This window comes from Streptomyces phaeochromogenes (assembly GCF_001418655.1).
Classification (GTDB): Bacteria; Actinomycetota; Actinomycetes; order Streptomycetales; family Streptomycetaceae; genus Streptomyces; species Streptomyces phaeochromogenes.
In genome coordinates this window covers 47,449-64,840 of the sequence record NZ_LIQZ01000117.1, presented here as the reverse complement: position 1 = coordinate 64,840, position 17,392 = coordinate 47,449, and the positions used below count along the sequence as shown (strand labels likewise).

Annotated in this window: 11 protein-coding genes; 6 read left to right on the top strand and 5 right to left on the bottom strand. The window is 69.2% G+C overall.

Translation table 11 applies throughout. The features are described from left to right. The first annotated feature begins 549 nt into the window (after positions 1–549). Positions 550–1,569 carry a RecB family exonuclease gene (locus AOK17_RS17160; RefSeq protein ID WP_055613353.1) on the top strand — a complete coding sequence of 340 codons (1,020 nt, stop codon included), beginning with the start codon at positions 550–552 and terminating at the stop codon, positions 1,567–1,569. 14 nt (positions 1,570–1,583) lie between these two features. Further along, positions 1,584–2,255 carry a response regulator gene (locus tag AOK17_RS17155; protein ID WP_055613352.1) on the top strand — a complete coding sequence of 224 codons (672 nt, stop codon included), beginning with the start codon at positions 1,584–1,586 and terminating at the stop codon, positions 2,253–2,255. Positions 2,256–2,359: 104 nt separating this feature from the next. On the opposite strand, the gene AOK17_RS17150 is transcribed toward AOK17_RS17155, so the two are convergent. The 4 genes from AOK17_RS17150 to metH all read right to left on the bottom strand — a co-directional run bounded on the left by AOK17_RS17150 (position 2,360) and on the right by metH (position 10,551). Further along, positions 2,360–3,943: an ABC transporter substrate-binding protein gene (locus AOK17_RS17150; RefSeq protein WP_055613351.1), complete on the bottom strand. Its 1,584-nt coding sequence runs from the start codon at positions 3,941–3,943 to the stop codon at positions 2,360–2,362. Positions 3,944–4,038: 95 nt separating this feature from the next. Further along, positions 4,039–5,643: an ABC transporter substrate-binding protein gene (locus AOK17_RS17145; RefSeq protein WP_055613350.1), complete on the bottom strand. Its 1,605-nt coding sequence runs from the start codon at positions 5,641–5,643 to the stop codon at positions 4,039–4,041. 430 nt (positions 5,644–6,073) lie between these two features. Beyond that, the gene (locus tag AOK17_RS17140; RefSeq protein ID WP_055613349.1) at positions 6,074–6,775 is read right to left on the bottom strand and encodes an HAD family hydrolase; all 702 of its coding nucleotides are present in this window, start codon (positions 6,773–6,775) and stop codon (positions 6,074–6,076) included. Positions 6,776–7,023: 248 nt separating this feature from the next. Next, complete coding sequence (gene metH, locus AOK17_RS17135; RefSeq protein WP_055613348.1) at positions 7,024–10,551, bottom strand: methionine synthase; 3,528 nt, start codon at positions 10,549–10,551, stop codon at positions 7,024–7,026. 330 nt (positions 10,552–10,881) lie between these two features. On the opposite strand from metH, the gene AOK17_RS17130 reads away from it, so the two are divergent. The 4 genes from AOK17_RS17130 (at position 10,882) to AOK17_RS17115 (ending at position 16,124) form a co-directional block, all read left to right on the top strand. Continuing rightward, positions 10,882–11,646, top strand: coding sequence for an IclR family transcriptional regulator (locus tag AOK17_RS17130; protein ID WP_055613347.1), 765 nt, complete (start codon positions 10,882–10,884; stop codon positions 11,644–11,646). A 373-nt stretch (positions 11,647–12,019) separates the two neighbouring features. After that, a complete protein-coding gene (locus AOK17_RS17125; RefSeq protein ID WP_055613346.1) occupies positions 12,020–12,808 on the top strand; it encodes an MIP/aquaporin family protein in 789 nt (262 codons plus the stop codon). Positions 12,809–12,923: 115 nt separating this feature from the next. Continuing rightward, positions 12,924–14,492: a glycerol kinase GlpK gene (gene glpK, locus AOK17_RS17120; RefSeq protein ID WP_055613345.1), complete on the top strand. Its 1,569-nt coding sequence runs from the start codon at positions 12,924–12,926 to the stop codon at positions 14,490–14,492. Positions 14,493–14,498: 6 nt separating this feature from the next. Continuing rightward, complete coding sequence (locus AOK17_RS17115) at positions 14,499–16,124, top strand: glycerol-3-phosphate dehydrogenase/oxidase (protein WP_055613344.1); 1,626 nt, start codon at positions 14,499–14,501, stop codon at positions 16,122–16,124. Positions 16,125–16,217: 93 nt separating this feature from the next. Here AOK17_RS17115 and mtnK read toward each other — a convergent pair whose 3' ends face one another. Further along, entirely contained in the window at positions 16,218–17,381 is a 1,164-nt protein-coding gene (mtnK, locus tag AOK17_RS17110; protein ID WP_055613343.1) for an S-methyl-5-thioribose kinase, read from the bottom strand. Positions 17,382–17,392: the final 11 nt, after the last annotated feature.

Genomic DNA, 17,392 nt, shown 5'->3' with positions numbered 1-17,392 from the left:
GCGGGCGCCTTCCGCAGATCGGGCGGCGGCCCACCCGCGCCCTCTTCTCCGGCTTCTCCGGTTCCAGCCGCTCCGGCCGCTCCAGCAGCCTGGTCATCCTCCGGGGCCTCAGGGGCTTCCAGGGCCTCAGGGGTTCCCGGGCTCGGGTCCGGGTGCCCCGCTACCGCTGTTTTGTCCGCCGCTGCCGATGCCGTGTCTTCCTCCGGCTGGGGTTTCGCCTGGGCGTCGGTGTCGTGCGGCTCCTCTTCGGAGTGCGGCCGGGCCGTCGGGGCGGCCGGATCGCCGGGGCGCGGCCGACCCGTACGGCGCTCGTCCGCCTCGTCCGTGCCGGATCGCGGCTGCCCGCTCCCGCCGCTCTCGTCCACGATGTCCCCTCGTTCGACGCGTCTCCCGCTCGCGATCATGCACAGCGAGAGGTCCTGTGGTCGATGGTATGCGGCCGTCGTGTCGCGTTCGGCCCCGGCACCCCCTCTGTTTCCCACTCGGTTGCGGGCGCGCGCAGGTCACCGTGTGTCGCACTGTCAGTGGCGGGCCGTAAGGTCTGTCGTCATGGAAACCAGCACCGACGGCGGGACTCAGACGGGCCCGCAACCCGAGCCGACGAGCACCCCGGCCGAGCCCGCGGACGTGCCGGTCCAAGCTCCCTCCGCCCCGTCCGCCCCCGCGGCCGACCCGGTCGTGGCCGCGGAGCCCGCTCGTGTCACCGTCGCCGTGCCGCCGGCCTCGTTGTCGCCCTCGCGGGCCGGGGACTTCATGCAGTGCCCGTTGCTGTACCGCTTCCGGGTGATCGACAAGCTGCCGGAGAAGCCGAGCGAGGCGGCCACGCGGGGCACGCTGGTGCACGCGGTACTGGAGCGGCTCTTCGACGCGCCGGCCACCGAGCGGACCGCACCGCGCGCGAAGTCGCTGATCCCGGGCCAGTGGGACCGGCTGCGCGAGGCGAAGCCGGAGCTCGCCGAGCTGTTCGCGGACGCCGACGAGAAGGCGGCGGGCGAGCGGCTGGCCCGCTGGCTGACCGAGGCGGAGCAGCTGGTGGAGCGCTGGTTCACGCTGGAGGACCCCACCCGTCTCGAACCGGCCGAGCGCGAGCTGTTCGTGGAGGCCCAGCTGGACTCGGGCCTGAAGCTGCGCGGCATCATCGACCGCGTCGACGTGACCCCGTCCGGTGACGTGCGGATCGTCGACTACAAGACGGGCAAGGCCCCGCGCCCCCAGTACGCGGAGGGCGCCCTGTTCCAGATGAAGTTCTACGCCCTCGTGGTGTGGCGGCTGAAGCAGGTCGTCCCGCGCCGCCTCCAGCTCGTCTACCTGGGCAGCGGTGAGGTCCTGACGTACGACCCGGTCCCCGCCGACCTGGAGCGCGTCGAGCGGAAGCTGCATTCGCTGTGGGAGGCGATCCGGCTGGCCACGGAGACCGGTGACTGGCGGCCTCGCCCCACCAAGCTCTGCGGCTGGTGCGACCACCAGTCCGTGTGTCCGGAGTTCGGCGGCACTCCCCCGCCGTATCCGCTGCCTGTGAGGGCGCCCGAGTCCGGCGGTGCCGAGCAGGGCAGAATGGGGCCGGACTAACGAAGGAGACTTACGTGGCCATCCGCGTCCTATTGGTCGACGACCAGCCGTTGCTGCGCACCGGCTTCCGGATGATCCTGGAGGCCGAGCAGGACATCGCGGTCGTCGGCGAGGCCGGTGACGGTCTCCAGGCACTGGATCAGGTACGGGCCCTGCAGCCCGATGTGGTTCTGATGGACATCCGTATGCCGCGGATGGACGGGGTCGAGGCGACCCGTCAGATCACCGGCCCCGGCCGCGACGGTCCGGCGAAGGTGCTGGTCCTGACGACCTTCGACCTCGACGAGTACGTGGTGGAGGCACTGCGCGCCGGCGCCAGCGGCTTCCTCCTGAAGGACGCCCCCGCCAACGAACTGGTGCAGGCGATCCGGGTGGTGGCCTCCGGTGAGGCCATGCTCGCGCCAAGCATCACCCGTCGGCTTCTCGACAAGTACGCGAGCCATCTGCCCTCGGGCGACGAGCCGGTGCCCGACACCCTGCACACGCTCACCGAGCGCGAGGTCGAGGTGCTGAAGCTGGTGGCCCGCGGTCTGTCGAACGCGGAGATCGCCGCCGATCTGTTCGTCAGCGAGACGACGGTCAAGACGCACGTGGGCCACGTCCTCACCAAGCTGGGGCTGCGCGACCGCGTACAGGCCGCCGTGTACGCGTACGAGAGCGGTCTGGTGCGCCCCGGCGCGCAGTGAGCGCCCCCGCCACGGACCTCTGAACAGCTCTGACAGGAGAACGGCCGCCCCCTTCGAAAGGGGCGGCCGTTCTGCGTATGCGCGGGGGTGGTGCGCGGGCGGGCTCAGTCCTTGCTGATCTCCCAGAAGCGGAACACCGTCGAGGCGTCGAGGCAGTTCTCCAGGCCGTACACGCTGTCGCGGACGACCGCGTACTGCTTGGCCTGCCAGATCGGGATGATCGGGACCTCGTCGGCGACGATGTCCTGGAGCTCGCCGTACTGCGGCTCGGTCGAGGCGCGGTCGCTCTCGGCGGCGGTTGCGGGGATGAGCTGCCCGGTGACCGTGCGGTTCGTGTAGTTGTTGCCCAGCACGTTGCCCTCGCCGAAGAACGGGGCCGTGAAGTTGTCCGGGTCCGGGTAGTCCGGCACCCAGCCCTTCACGTACACGCCGTACTTGCCCGCCTCGACGTCCTTCTCGTACTTGTCGTACGCAACGGACTTCACGGTCGCGTCGAACAGGCCGCTCGCGTTGAGCTGCTTGGCGATCGCCCTGAACTCCTGGTCGGTGGACGGCCCGTAGCGGGTCGGCGTCGACCAGAGGGTCAGCTTCACCTTGTCGGTGATGCCGTCCTCCAGCAGCGCGGCCTCGGCCTTGGCGCGCGAGGGGCGGGCGCCGTAGGTGTCGAAGAAGGCCGTGTTGTGGCCCGTGATACCGGCCGGGATGATCGAGTACAGCGGGGTCGCCGTGTTCTCGTAGACCTCTTTGATGAGGGCGTCGCGGTCGAGCAGATGGGCGATGGCCTTGCGGACGCCCGCCTTGCCCGCCACCGGGTCCTCCATGTTGAAGACCATGTGCTGCACCTCGGCGCTGGAGCCCTCGACGACGTCGATCTCCTGGCTGCCGGTGGTGTCCGCCTCGATCTCGGCGACGTCCTCGGCGGCGAGGCCGCGGTAGGCGACGTCGACCCTGCCTTCGAGGAGGGCCTTCTTCAGGCCGGCCTGGTCGCCGTGGAAGAGCTTGAGGGTCACGCCGTCGTTCTGTGTCTCGGCGCTGCCCTTGTAGTTCTCGTTGACCGTGAAGACGGCCTCGTCCTTGCTGAACGACTCCAGCTTGTACGGGCCCGAGCCGACGGCCTGGCCGTCCTCGCGCAGCCCGTCCGCCGAGTACTCCCGGCGGTTGACGATCGAACCGGCGCCGGAGGCGATCTTGCTCGGGAAGGTGGCGTCGGAGACCTTGAGCCGGAAGACGACCGTCTTGGCGTTCGGCGCCTCCACCTTGTTCAGCATGGGGAACATGATCGCGGGCCCGGCGTCGTCGTCGATCTTCATCATGCGGTCGAAGGAGAACTTGACGTCCTGCGAGGTGAGGTCGTCACCGTTGCTGAACTTCAGCCCGTCGCGCAGGGTGCACCGGTAGACCTTGGCCTGCGTGTCCGTGAACCCGCACTCCCTGGCGGCCTCCGGCTCCGGCTCGGTGCCGCCCTTGGGGAAGCTGAGCAGGGACTGGAAGACGTTGTTGAAGAGGAGCCAGGAGCCGGGGTCGTAGCCGGAGGCGGGATCCGTGGCCAGGACGTCGTCCGTCATTCCCATGACGACGTCGGAGCCACTGCCCCCGGAGCCCCCCGACTCCGAGCCGCATCCCGTCAGCAGGCCGGCGGACAGTCCCGCCACGACGGGCAGGACCGGCCACTTGGTGCGCATGTTCACGAGCTTGTGCCTTGTCGTTGATCTGTCTCGGGTCCGGTCGGTCGCCGTCGCTTCCGGCTCAGCCGCCCGGTCCGGTCGGGCGTCGTCGCCTCGGCTCAGCCACCGACTCCGCGGCCGAGCTCCCACAGCTGAAGCGTCGCCGAGGAGTTGAGCGCGTACTCGGCGCCGGTGATGTCGTCCCGGGTGGCGATGTACTGCTTGCCCTGCCACAGCGGCAGAACCGGGACGTCGTCGGCGACGATGCTCTGGATCTCCTCGATGCTCTTCGAGGCGGTGAGCCGGTCGGCCTCGCGGCGGGACTCGGGGATCAGCTTGGAGCGGATCTCCGGGTTCGCGTACGGCGAGCCGATCGTGTTGTCCTTGTCGAGGAACGGCGCGAGGTAGTTGTCGGCGTCGGGGAAGTCCGGGAACCAGCCCATGCCGTAGACCTCGTAGTCGCCCTTCTGCTCGTTCGGGCGGAACGTCGACCAGTTCTCGCCCTTGATGCTCACCTTGAACAGGCCGCTGTCGTTCAGCTGCTTCTGCAGCAGCTCGAACTCGTCCTTGGTGGCCGGTCCGTAGTGGTCGTCCGTGTAGTGCAGCGTCAGCTTCACCGGCGTGCTGATGTTCTCCGCGGCCAGCAGGTCCTTGGCCTTGGGGATGCTCGGGTCGCCGTACTTGTTGAAGAACGCGTTGGCGTGACCGGTGACGGTGGCCGGGACCATGGAGTACAGCGGATCGGCACCGGAGCCGTACACCTGCGAGGTGAGCTCGCCGCGGTTGATGACCTGGGCCATCGCCTGCCGGACCGCCTTCGTCTTCACCGACGGGTCGTTGGTGTTGAAGCCGAGGTAGCGGATCTCCAGGCCGGGCTGCTCGATCAGGTCGACGTCGGTGCCCTTGGCGTTCTGGAGCTTCTTGATCTGCGCGGGCGACATGGTGCGGGTCATCATGTCGATGTCGCCCTTGTCGAGCGCGGTGCCCATGGAGTCGGCGCTCTCGAAGGAGCGCAGCTCGACCTTGTCGTTCTTCAGCTCCGAAGTCCCCTGGTAGTTGGGGTTCTTGGTGAAGACGGCCTTGACGATCACGTCGTCCTTGACCTCGGCCTTGAGCGTGTACGCACCGGAGCCGCTGACGTCGAAGCCGTCCCGCAGCTTGTTCTTCTCGTAGTCGTCGGGGTTGACGATGCCCGCGACCGGCGTGGAGAGCTTGAACGGGAAGGTGGCGTCCGCGCTGTTGAGGTGGAAGATCACCTCGCGGTCGCCCTTGGTCTCCACGGTGTCGACGGTGGACAGCAGGGCGAAGACACCGCTGTCCGCCTTGATCTGCATCGCACGGTCGATGGAGAACTTCACGTCCTCGGCGGTGATCGCGTCGCCGTTGGAGAACTTGAGGTCCTTGCGCAGGGTGCAGGCGTACCGCTCGTTGCCCGAGTCGGTGAAGCCGCACTCCTCGGCCGCCTCCGGAGCCGGGTCGCCGCCGCCGTTGGGCATGACCATCAGCGTCTGGACGGTCTGGCGAAGGATGTTCCAGGTGCCCACGTCGTACGCGGAGGCCGGGTCGAGCGGCGCCGGGTCCTCCTTCGAGGCGGTGAACCGGTCGGTAGTGCCGACGACGATGGCGTCGCCGCCGTTGTCCCCGCTGTCGGAACCGCCGCACGCGGCGAGGACCGGGGCGAGCAGACCGATCACGGCCGGCAGCACCAAAGTCTTACGGTTCATGCTCGAAGTTCTCCAGAGCTGTCGTCCCGCTAACCCGGCAGGCCGGGTTGCGGCGGTGGGGTCACGGGGGTTACGGCGATGTCTCGATGAGATTAGTCCGCACCAGCAGGACCGTTCGCAGGTACCGGAGTTGAGCTCCCATCACGCTGCGAAACCGGGTGTGGACGCACCGAAAACCCGACAGCGGAAGGATTGGTGCAGCGTTCCATGAATCGGGACACAAGGACGCGTCGAACCGCGCCGAAAGGGCTTCCAAGACACAGCCGGGGCAGCTTGTCGACGGCCCATGGCGTGTCGAACGTCACATCCTCAACTATGTGAGGAAGCACTCGAATTCGGCCACCCGGGACACGTGGAAGAGGATCGAATTACTCCGGTGCCGTGACCACGTAGTTTTTCCGGCATTCAATCATTCACCCTGGGTGAAGGATTAGCGCTTTTCCGTCATCAGACCTCGAAGAAAAGACAGGTCGACCTGTTCGAGGGACGGAACAACGGTACGCCGGAACGCCGGAGAGATGGGTGCCACGGACGGTACGGCGACGACGTGGCAGCCCGCCGCCTCGGCCGCGGCGACGCCCGTCGCCGTGTCCTCGATGACCGCGCATCTGGCCGGATCCGCGCCCAGGCCGGCCGCCGCCAGCAGATACGGGTCGGGGAACGGCTTGGTCCGCTCGACCTCGTCGCCCGCGATCGTCAGGGCGAAGTTCTGGGGGCCCAGCGAGGTCACGACGCGGTCGATGATGCGCCGGTGCGAGGCGGAGACCAGGGCCGTGGGGATCCTGTGCGCGGACAACTCGGCGAGGAGCCTCGCGGCGCCCGGCATCAGCGGCAGGGCGCGGCCGATACGGTCCTCGAAGCCGTCGTTCAGCAGCACCGTGAGCTCGGCGAGGGTGACGTCCGCTCCGGTGGCCTCGATGAGGAAGCCCGCGCTGCGGGTCATGGGGCCGCCGACCACCACGTGGCGCCAGGAGTCGTCGAGGGTGTGGCCGAGGCGGGCGAACACCTCCACCTCGGCGTCCCACCAGAAGCCCTCGGTGTCCACCAGGGTGCCGTCCATGTCCAGGAGCACGGCCTGGAGGGCGGAGCCCTCGGCCGTTTGGGTACCTAGTGCGGGGACCGTACTGGTCATAGGCGCACCTCCGTGTAGGGACGAGAAGGCCGGTTCCCTCCCGGGGAACCGGCCTGCACTGGACCGACCAGTGTACGTCGCCGTCGGAGGAAGTGCCTCCTGGCGTGGGTGTGTGCGGTATCCCCTGCGGGGGGCTGGGGGTCTTTTCTAGGTGCGGGCCCGCCGTCGTTGCCCGCGCAGTTCCCCGCGCCCCTAGTAGGGCGCCCCCTTGATGGCGGCGCCCGACCCTAGGCGTGGGGAACCCGCGCTTACCTGGCGTTGAAGTACTTCGCCTCCGGGTGGTGGATCACGATCGCGTCCGTGGACTGTTCCGGGTGGAGCTGGAACTCCTCGGAGAGGTGGACGCCGATCCGCTCGGGCTCCAGGAGCCGGGCGATCTTGGCGCGGTCCTCCAGGTCCGGGCAGGCGCCGTAGCCGAGGGAGAAGCGGGCGCCGCGGTACTTGAGCGCGAACATGTCCTCGACGGCGGCCGGGTCCTCCCCCGCGAAGCCGAGTTCGGAACGCACGCGCGCGTGCCAGTACTCGGCGAGTGCCTCGGCCAACTGCACGGACAGGCCGTGCAGTTCGAGGTAGTCGCGGTAGGAGTTCGCCTCGAAGAGCTTGGCCGTCTCCTCGCCGATCCGGGAGCCGACGGTGACCACCTGGAGCCCGACGACGTCCGTCTCGCCGGACTCCTCCGGCCGGAAGAAGTCGGCGAGGCACAGCCGGCGTCCGCGGCGCTGGCGCGGGAAGGTGAAGCGGGTGCGCTCGTTGCCCTGCTCGTCCAGGAGGATCAGGTCGTCGTCCTTGGACACGCACGGGAAGTAGCCGTAGACGACGGCCGCCTCCAGCAGGTTCCCGGTCTGCAGCTGGTCCAGGAGCCCGCGCAGCCGCGGCCGGCCCTCGGTCTCCACCAGCTCCTCGTACGTCGGCCCGTCGCCCGTACGCGCCTGCTTGAGGCCCCACTGGCCCTTGAACAGCGCGCCCTCGTCGAGCCAGGAGGCGTACTCCTTGAGCTGGATGCCCTTGATGACACGGGTGCCCCAGAACGGCGGCTCGGGGATCGGGTTGTCGATGGACACGTCGGAGCGGACCGAGCCCTCCTCGGGGCGCTCCTCGACGACCGTCTGGGCGGTGGCCCTGACCCGGCGCTGCTTCAGCTCGGGCAGGCTCGCGCCGGGCACGCCTCGCTTGACCGCGATCAGCGCGTCCATCAGGCGCAGGCCCTCGAACGCGTCGCGGGCGTAGCGGACTTCGCCCTCGTAGATCTCGTGCAGGTCCTGCTCCACGTACGCCCTGGTGAGGGCCGCGCCGCCGAGGATGACCGGGTAGTCGGCGGCCAGCTTGCGCTGGTTGAGCTCCTCCAGGTTCTCCTTCATGATCACCGTGGACTTGACCAGCAGGCCCGACATGCCGATGACGTCGGCGCGGTGCTCCTCGGCGGCCTCCAGGATCGCGGAGACGGGCTGCTTGATGCCGAGGTTGACGACGGTGTAGCCGTTGTTGGACAGGATGATGTCGACGAGGTTCTTGCCGATGTCGTGGACGTCGCCGCGGACGGTGGCCAGCACGATGGTGCCCTTGCCCTCGTCGTCGGTCTTCTCCATGTGCGGTTCGAGATGGGCCACGGCGGTCTTCATGACCTCGGCCGACTGGAGCACGAACGGCAACTGCATCTGGCCGGAACCGAACAGCTCGCCGACGACCTTCATGCCGTCCAGGAGTGTCTCGTTGACGATGTCGAGGGCCGGGCGGGTCTGGAGTGCCTCGTCGAGGTCGGCCTCCAGGCCGTTCTTCTCGCCGTCGATGATGCGCCGCTTGAGCCGCTCGTCCAGGGGCAGCGCGGCCAGTTCCTCGGCCCGGCCGGCCTTCAGGGACTTGGTGGTGGCGCCCTCGAACAGTGCCATCAGCTTCTGCAGCGGGTCGTAGCCCTCCGCGCGCCGGTCGTAGATCAGGTCGAGGGCCGTGTTGACCTGCTCGTCGTCGAAGCGGGCGATCGGCAGGATCTTCGACGCGTGGACGATCGCCGAGTCGAGGCCCGCCTTGACGCACTCGTCGAGGAAGACGGAGTTGAGCAGGACACGGGCTGCCGGGTTGAGGCCGAAGGAGATGTTCGACAGACCGAGGGTGGTCTGCACGTCCGGGTGACGCCGCTTCAGTTCGCGGATCGCCCCGATCGTGGCGATACCGTCGCCCCGGGACTCCTCCTGGCCCGTGCAGATCGTGAAGGTCAGGGTGTCGATGAGGATGTCCGACTCGTGGATGCCCCAGTTCTCCGTGAGGTCCTCGATCAGCCGCTCGGCGATGGCGACCTTGTGCTCGACGGTGCGGGCCTGGCCCTCCTCGTCGATGGTCAGCGCGATCAGCGCGGCGCCGTGCTCCTGGGCGAGCGTGGTGACCTTCGCGAAGCGGGACTCCGGGCCGTCGCCGTCCTCGTAGTTGACGGAGTTGATGACCGCACGGCCGCCGAGCTTCTCCAGGCCGGCCCGGATGACGGGGACCTCGGTGGAGTCGAGCACGATCGGCAGGGTGGAGGCGGTGGCGAAGCGGCCGGCCAGCTCCTCCATGTCGGCGACGCCGTCGCGGCCCACGTAGTCGACGCACAGGTCCAGCATGTGCGCGCCCTCGCGGATCTGGTCGCGGGCCATCTCCACGCAGTCGTCCCAGCGGCCGTCCAGCATGGCCTCGCGGAACTTCTTCGAGCCGTTGGCGTTCGTCCGCTCGCCGATCGCCATGTACGCGGTGTCCTGGCGGAACGGCACGGTCTGGTAGAGCGAGGCGGCGCCGGGCTCGGGGCGCGGGTCGCGCACGGCCGGCGTCAGGTCGCGTACCCGCTCGACGACCTGGCGCAGGTGCTCCGGGGTCGTGCCGCAGCAGCCGCCGATCAGGGAGAGGCCGTACTCGCGTACGAAGGTCTCCTGGGCGTCGGCCAGCTCGGGGGCCGTCAGCGGGTAGTGGGCGCCGTTCTTGCCGAGGACGGGGAGGCCCGCGTTCGGCATGCAGGACAGCGGGATGCGGGAGTGGCGGGCCAGATAGCGCAGGTGCTCGCTCATCTCGGCGGGCCCGGTGGCGCAGTTCAGGCCGATCATGTCGATGCCGAGCGGCTCCAGCGCGGTGAGCGCGGCGCCGATCTCCGAGCCGAGCAGCATGGTGCCGGTGGTCTCGACGGTCACCGAGACGATCAGCGGCAGGTCGACGCCGAGGGCGTCCAGGGCCTTGCGGGCACCGATGACCGACGCCTTGGTCTGCAGCAGGTCCTGGGTGGTCTCCACGAGCAGCGCGTCGGCGCCGCCGGCGATCATGCCCTCCGCGTTCCGCTGGTAGGCGTCGCGCAGCAGGGTGTACGGGGCGTGGCCGAGGGTCGGCAGCTTGGTGCCGGGGCCCATGGAGCCGAGCACCCAGCGCTGCTGACCGGTCGAGGCGGTGAACTCGTCGGCGACCTCGCGGGCGATGCGGGCACCCGACTCGGAGAGCTCGAAGACGCGCTCGGCGATGTCGTACTCGGCGAGGGCCGCGTGGTTGGCGCCGAAGGTGTTGGTCTCGACGCAGTCGACGCCCACGGCGAAGTATTCCTCGTGGACGGAGCGGACGATGTCCGGCCGCGTGAGGTTCAGGATCTCGTTGCAGCCTTCGAGATTCTCGAAGTCCTCCATCGTCGGGTCCTGTGCCTGCAGCATCGTGCCCATCGCACCGTCGGCCACCACCACGCGGGTGGCGAGTGCCTCGCGGAGGGCATCGGTTCGGGTCCTGCTGTAGGCGGAGGAGGACGAGAGGGACGGGTTTGGCGACGAGGCCATGGAAGATGCTCCCTGAAGTGCGACGGCTGTCGGCTTTGCGCTTCTCATGGAAGGCGCACGCCGCAAGGGTAGCCCGCGACGGCCCGCCGGGTCAGGGGAGTCCACGGGGCGGACGGGCGACACTCACGCGACCTGCGGTGGGGATCGCGTGATCTGTGGTGGGGATGCGGCCCGGCGGCACCGGGGGTGTTGCGGCCGCAACACATCACTGCAACTCATCCCGCACACCCATTAGCGGGACGTCGACGACGACCGGTAGTGTTCGACATTGCCGAACGGTGGCAGCGAAGCGCCGACCGACGGTCCAAGGGGACGGAGGGCAGGACGGCGATGGCACGGAACATCCAGTCGCTCGAACGGGCGGCCGCGATGCTGCGGCTGCTCGCGGGCGGCGAGCGACGGCTCGGTCTGTCGGACATCGCCTCGTCGCTCGGCCTGGCCAAGGGTACGGCCCACGGCATTCTGCGCACGCTGCAGCAGGAGGGCTTCGTCGAGCAGGACGCGGCGTCCGGGCGCTACCAGCTGGGCGCCGAACTGCTGCGCCTGGGCACCACGTATCTCGACGTCCACGAGCTGCGGGCGCGCGCCCTGGTGTGGACCGACGACCTGGCCCGGTCGAGCGGCGAGAGCGTCTACCTGGGCGTCCTTCACCAGCAGGGCGTACTGATCGTGCACCACGTCTTCCGGCCCGACGACAGCCGGCAGGTGCTGGAGGTCGGCGCCATGCAGCCGCTGCACTCCACGGCGCTTGGCAAGGTCCTGTCGGCCTACGACCCGGTGGCACACAGTGAGGTCCTGGAGGCCGAGCGCAAGGAGTTCACGGTCCGCACGATAAGCGCGGCGGACGCGTTCGAGACCGTCCTCGACCTGACGCGCGCGCGGGGGTACGCGGCCGATGTCGAGGAGACCTGGACGGGCGTGGCCTCGGTGGCCGCGCCGATCCACAACCAGCGGCGGATGCCGGTCGGCGCGGTGGGTGTCACGGGGGCGGTGGAGCGCGTCTGCAAGGACGGCGAGCTGCGCCCCGAGCTGATCGCGGCGGTCCGCGACTGCGCCCGCGCGGTCTCCCGCGACCTGGGCGCCGGGCGGTTCTGAGGTTCACGGGGACGCGGGCTGAGGTTCGCGGGGACCTCGCACGGAAACAAGGCCGGTACGTCGACGACGTACCGGCCCTTTTTCATGCCCTCGCGACCACGGAACGTGCCAGCTCGCACGCGGTGCGCGGCCTTCCCAAGATCGATGTTTCGCGGCAATGAATAACGATCGCGTTTTCGACAACGGAAGCCTTGACGGGGTGGTAACGGGAGAGCGAGACTCGCGTCCATCGGTCGGCATTGTCGAACACCTACCGGCAATACGCGTTAGAGTGTGACAACGCCAAGGGCCGCAACGACCTCACCTGAGGTCGCGAACCACCGGAGGGACCCGGGGTTCGGCTTCCCCTGGACGAAGGACAAAGGAGTCGCGGGTGTCCAGCTCCGACATCTTCATCGGCGAGACCATCGGTACCGCCATACTCATCCTGCTCGGCGGCGGTGTCTGTGCCGCCGTCACGCTGAAGGCCTCCAAGGCACGCAACGCCGGGTGGCTCGCCATCACCTTCGGGTGGGGTTTCGCGGTACTGACCGCCGTGTACACCTCGGCGCCTCTCTCCGGTGCCCATCTGAACCCGGCAGTGACTCTCGCGATCGCCATCAAGGACGACGCCTGGAGCAACGTCCTGACCTACTGGTCGGGCCAGCTCCTCGGCGCCATGATCGGCGCGGCGCTGGTGTGGGTCGCCTACTACGGACAGTTCCACGCGCACCTCACCGACCGCGAGATCGTGGGCGGTCCCGGTGCGCAGGACACCAAGTCCGTGGAGGCCCGGGAGGCCAAGGCCGGCCCGGTGCTCGGCATCTTCTCCACCGGCCCGGAGGTCCGGGTCGCGTGGCAGAACCTCGCCACGGAGATCATCGGCACGGTCGTGCTGGTGCTCGCGATCCTCACGCAAGGGCTCAACGACAGCGGCAAGGGTCTCGGCACCCTGGGCGCGCTGATCACCGCCCTCGTGGTCGTCAGCATCGGCCTCTCCCTCGGTGGTCCGACGGGGTACGCCATCAACCCGGCCCGTGACCTCGGTCCGCGTATCGTGCACGCCCTCCTGCCCCTGCCCAACAAGGGCGGGTCCGACTGGAGCTATGCCTGGATCCCGGTCGTCGGTCCGCTGATCGGCGGAGCGATCGCCGCAGGCCTCTACAACGTCGCTTTTGCTTAGAGCCGTACGTCCGCTCGGGGTCGATGTCCGTCCGGTACGGGACGGACGTCGGCTCGGAGCCGAGAGCAATACGCCGTAAGCCAGCCCCTTATCCACGGACTTTCAGGAGCACACCGTGACCGACGCGCACACCGCCGCCACGCATTCCCACGGCGCAGGGCCGTTCATCGCAGCCATCGACCAGGGCACCACCTCCAGCCGCTGCATCGTCTTCGACCGCGACGGGCGCATCGTCTCCGTCGACCAGAAGGAGCACGAGCAGATCTTCCCGAAGCCGGGCTGGGTCGAGCACAACGCCACCGAGATCTGGACCAACGTCGAGGAGGTCGTCGCCTCGGCCATCGCGAAGGCCGGCATCACCCGCGACGACATCAAGGCCATCGGCATCACCAACCAGCGCGAGACGACGCTGCTGTGGGACAAGAACACCGGTGAGCCCGTCCACAACGCGCTCGTCTGGCAGGACACCCGCACCGACGCGCTCTGCAAGGAGCTCGGCCGCAACGTCGGCCAGGACCGCTTCCGCCGCGAGACGGGCCTGCCGCTCGCGTCGTACTTCGCCGGTCCGAAGGCCCGCTGGCTGCTCGACAACGTCGAGGGCCTGCGCGAGCGTGCCGAGGCCGGCGACATCCTCTTCGGCACCATGGACAGCTGGGTCATCTGGAACCTGACGGGCGGTGTGAACGGCGGCCGGCACGTCACCGACGTCACCAACGCCTCCCGCACCATGCTGATGAACCTGCACACCATGCAGTGGGACCCGAAGATCGCCGAGTCCATCGGCGTTCCGCTGGCGATGCTGCCCGAGATCCGCTCCTCCGCCGAGGTCTACGGCGAGATCACCGGCGGCAAGCTGGGCGACCTGCTCGGCGGCATCCCGGTCGCCTCCGCGCTCGGCGACCAGCAGGCGGCCCTCTTCGGCCAGACCTGTTTCTCCGAGGGCGAGGCCAAGTCCACGTACGGCACCGGCACGTTCATGCTGATGAACACCGGTGACAAGCTCATCAACTCCTACAGCGGGCTGCTGACCACCGTCGGCTACCAGATCGGCGAGCAGAAGCCGGTCTACGCCCTTGAGGGTTCGATCGCCGTCACCGGCTCGCTCGTCCAGTGGATGCGCGACCAGATGGGCCTGATCAAGTCCGCCGCCGAGATCGAGACGCTCGCGCTGTCGGTCGAGGACAACGGCGGCGCGTACTTCGTGCCGGCCTTCTCCGGTCTGTTCGCCCCGTACTGGCGTCCCGACGCCCGCGGTGTGATCGCCGGTCTGACCCGGTACGTCACCAAGGCGCACATCGCGCGCGCCGTCCTGGAGGCCACGGCCTGGCAGACCCGTGAGATCAGCGACGCCATGACGAAGGACTCCGGCGTCGAGCTCACGGCCCTCAAGGTCGACGGCGGCATGACCTCCAACAACCTGCTGATGCAGACCCTGGCCGACGTCCTGGACGCCCCCGTGGTGCGCCCGATGGTCGCCGAGACCACCTGCCTCGGCGCCGCCTACGCCGCCGGTCTCGCCGTCGGCTTCTGGAACAACACCGAGGACCTGCGCGCCAACTGGCGCAGGGCCGCCGAGTGGACCCCGAACATGGCCGCGGAGACCCGCGACCGTGAGTACAAGAGCTGGCTCAAGGCCGTCGAGCGGACCATGGGCTGGCTCGAAGACGACGCTGACGAGGAGTAATTCGCAATGACCACCCTGCAGAGTGTCCCGGCTCTTGGGACGCGCCCGGCCAACGGCTCCGCCGCCTACGGTTTCAAGGCAGTGAGCCGTGCCGAGACCCGGGAGCAGCTGTCCAAGGCGACATATGACCTCCTGGTGATCGGTGGCGGGATTCTGGGCATCTCCACCGCCTGGCATGCCGCACAGTCGGGCCTGCGGGTGGCCCTGGTCGACGCCGGCGACTTCGCCGGCGCGACCTCCTCCGCCTCCTCCAAGCTGCTCCACGGCGGTCTGCGCTATCTGCAGACCGGCGCGGTGAAGCTGGTGGCGGAGAACCACTTCGAGCGCCGTGCGGTCTCCCGTCAGGTGGCCCCCCACCTGGCGAATCCGCTCACGTTCTACCTCCCCGTGTACAAGGGCGGGCCGCACGGCGCGGCGAAGCTGGGCGCGGGTGTCTTCGCGTACTCGGCGCTGTCGGCCTTCGGTGACGGCGTGGGGCATCTGCTCTCGCCGTCGAAGGCCGCTCAGGACGTGCCCGAGCTGCGTACGGACAACCTCAAGGCCGTGGCCGTGTACGGCGACGACCAGATGAACGACTCCCGGATGGCGCTGATGACGGTCCGCGGGGCCGTCGAGTCCGGTGCCACCGTGCTCAACCACGCCGCGGTCACCGGCCTGCGCTTCACCCGGGGCCGGGTGACCGGCGCGGAGCTGAAGGACACGCTCTCCGGTGACGAGTTCGGCGTGTCGGCCCGCCTGGTGCTGAACGCGACCGGGCCGTGGGTCGACCACCTGCGGAAGATGGAGGACGAGCACGCGGCGCCGTCCATCCGCCTGTCGAAGGGCGCGCACCTGGTCCTCAAGCGCACCTCCCCCTGGAAGGCCGCGCTGGCGACCCCGATCGACAAGTACCGCATCACCTTCGCCCTCCCCTGGGAGGACATGCTGCTGCTCGGCACGACCGACGAGGAGTACGAGGGGGACCCGGCGGACGTCGCGGTCACCGAGAAGGACATATCCCAGATCCTGGACGAGGCCGCGTTCTCCATCCGCGACCAGCAGTTGTCCCGTGACCTGATCACGTACTCCTTCGCGGGTCTGCGGGTGCTGCCGGGCGGTCCCGGCAGCACGTCGAAGGCCAAGCGGGAGACGGTCGTCACCGAGGGCCGGGGCGGCATGCTGTCCGTCGCGGGCGGCAAGTGGACGACCTTCCGGCACATCGGCCGTACGGTGATGAAGAAGCTGGAGTCGCTGCCGGGCCGTCCGCTCGGCGAGGACTTCGAGCCGATCTCCGAGCTGCCGAAGAAGCTGCCGCTGCCAGGTGTCGCCAACCCGCGCGCGGTCGCGCACCGGCTCCTGGTCGACGGTCCGGCACCCGGCCCGCGGATGGGCGCCGACACCGCCAGGCACCTCTCCACGCACTACGGCTCGCTGGCCTTCGACATCGCGCGGCTGGCCAACGACAACCCGGAGCTGGCCGAGCGCGTCCACCCGGACGCCCCCGAGATCTGGGCGCAGGTCGTGTACGCGCGTGACAACGAGTGGGCCGAGACGGCGGACGACGTACTGCGCCGCCGTACGACGCTGACGATCCGCGGTCTCGCGACGGACGAGGTACGGGGCAAGGTGCAGGACCTGCTCGACGAGAAGTAGCCGCACTGCCGCACCACGTCCGAAGGGCGGCTCCCACGGGGGGAGCCGCCCTTCGGCCTGTCCGTCTCGGCCTGTCCGTCTCGGCCCGGCCGGTCAGCGGGCCAGTTCCTCGATGTCCTCCGTACGGGTCAACTCGGCCCTCCGCACGATGAGTTCGCGCCCGAGCAGCAGTGCACTGCGTGAGGCCGGCACCGGGTCGGGCAGGGTCGTCAGGTCGGTGAGGTGGGCGAAGCCGATGACGCGGCGGACGATCTCGGTGCCGGCGAAGCCCGCCGAGTCGCTCCGGACCCGGGCCAGGAAGCGGTCGAGATACGCGTCGTCGAAGAAGGTGTCGACGCGGGCCGGCCAGAGGCGGCGGAACTCCGTCTCGAACCCCTCCCAGGTGAGCCGGAGTTGGGCCGCGTGGTCGGTGACCGTGCCGAGAGCCCGCGCCCGTGCCTGGGCGACGAGGACGTTCGCCCAGTACAGGCCGAGGTCGTAGCCGATCGGGCCGACGAAGGAGAACTCGGGGTCGAAGACCCGTACGACGGGGGCGTCTTCGCGTTCGCCGACCATGATGCTGCCGGTGTGCAGGTCGCCGTGGAGCAGTGCCTGGGCGGAGGTCATGAAGGTGTGGCGGAGGTCGGCGACCTCGGTGCGCAGACGGGTGTCGGCGCGGAACTCGGCGGCCAGGGCGTCGAGTCCGGGGTGCCAGTGGTTGTGCTCGTGCTCGACGTACGGCTCGGAGAGGACGACGTCCTCGGTGATCCTGCACAGCTCGGGGCTGACCGAGGCGGCGATCAGGGCCTTGCGTTCGGCCGACTCCATGCCGAAGTCACTGGTGGCGAAGGTGAGTTGGGCGACGAACTCACCGATGCGGCGCGAGGTGTCCGGGCCGTAGGAGCCGCCCTCGTTGAGGACCGTGCGCAGCACCTGGAGGTCGGACATGTCCTCCATGACGAGGGCGTAGTTGTCGGCGTCGTAGCCGTGGACCGCCGGGATCTTGTCCGGGGCGACCCTGGCGACCTGCTCGTAGGCGCGGGCCTCGGCGTCGGCGCGCTCGGGGCTCATCGGCCAGGAGGGGCCCGCGACGCGGACCCAGGGCAGGGCCTGCTTGACGGCGAGGCCGCGGGTGCCGTCACCGTTCGAGGCGAGGAACACGCGGTTCATGTTGCCGTCGGAGACCTCGCGGACACGGATGTCGTCCGTGTCGTCCCAGTGGCCGCGCTCGCGCAGGTACGCGGGCACGTCCTCGGTCTCCAGAATGCGGTAGCCCATGGGTGAACTCC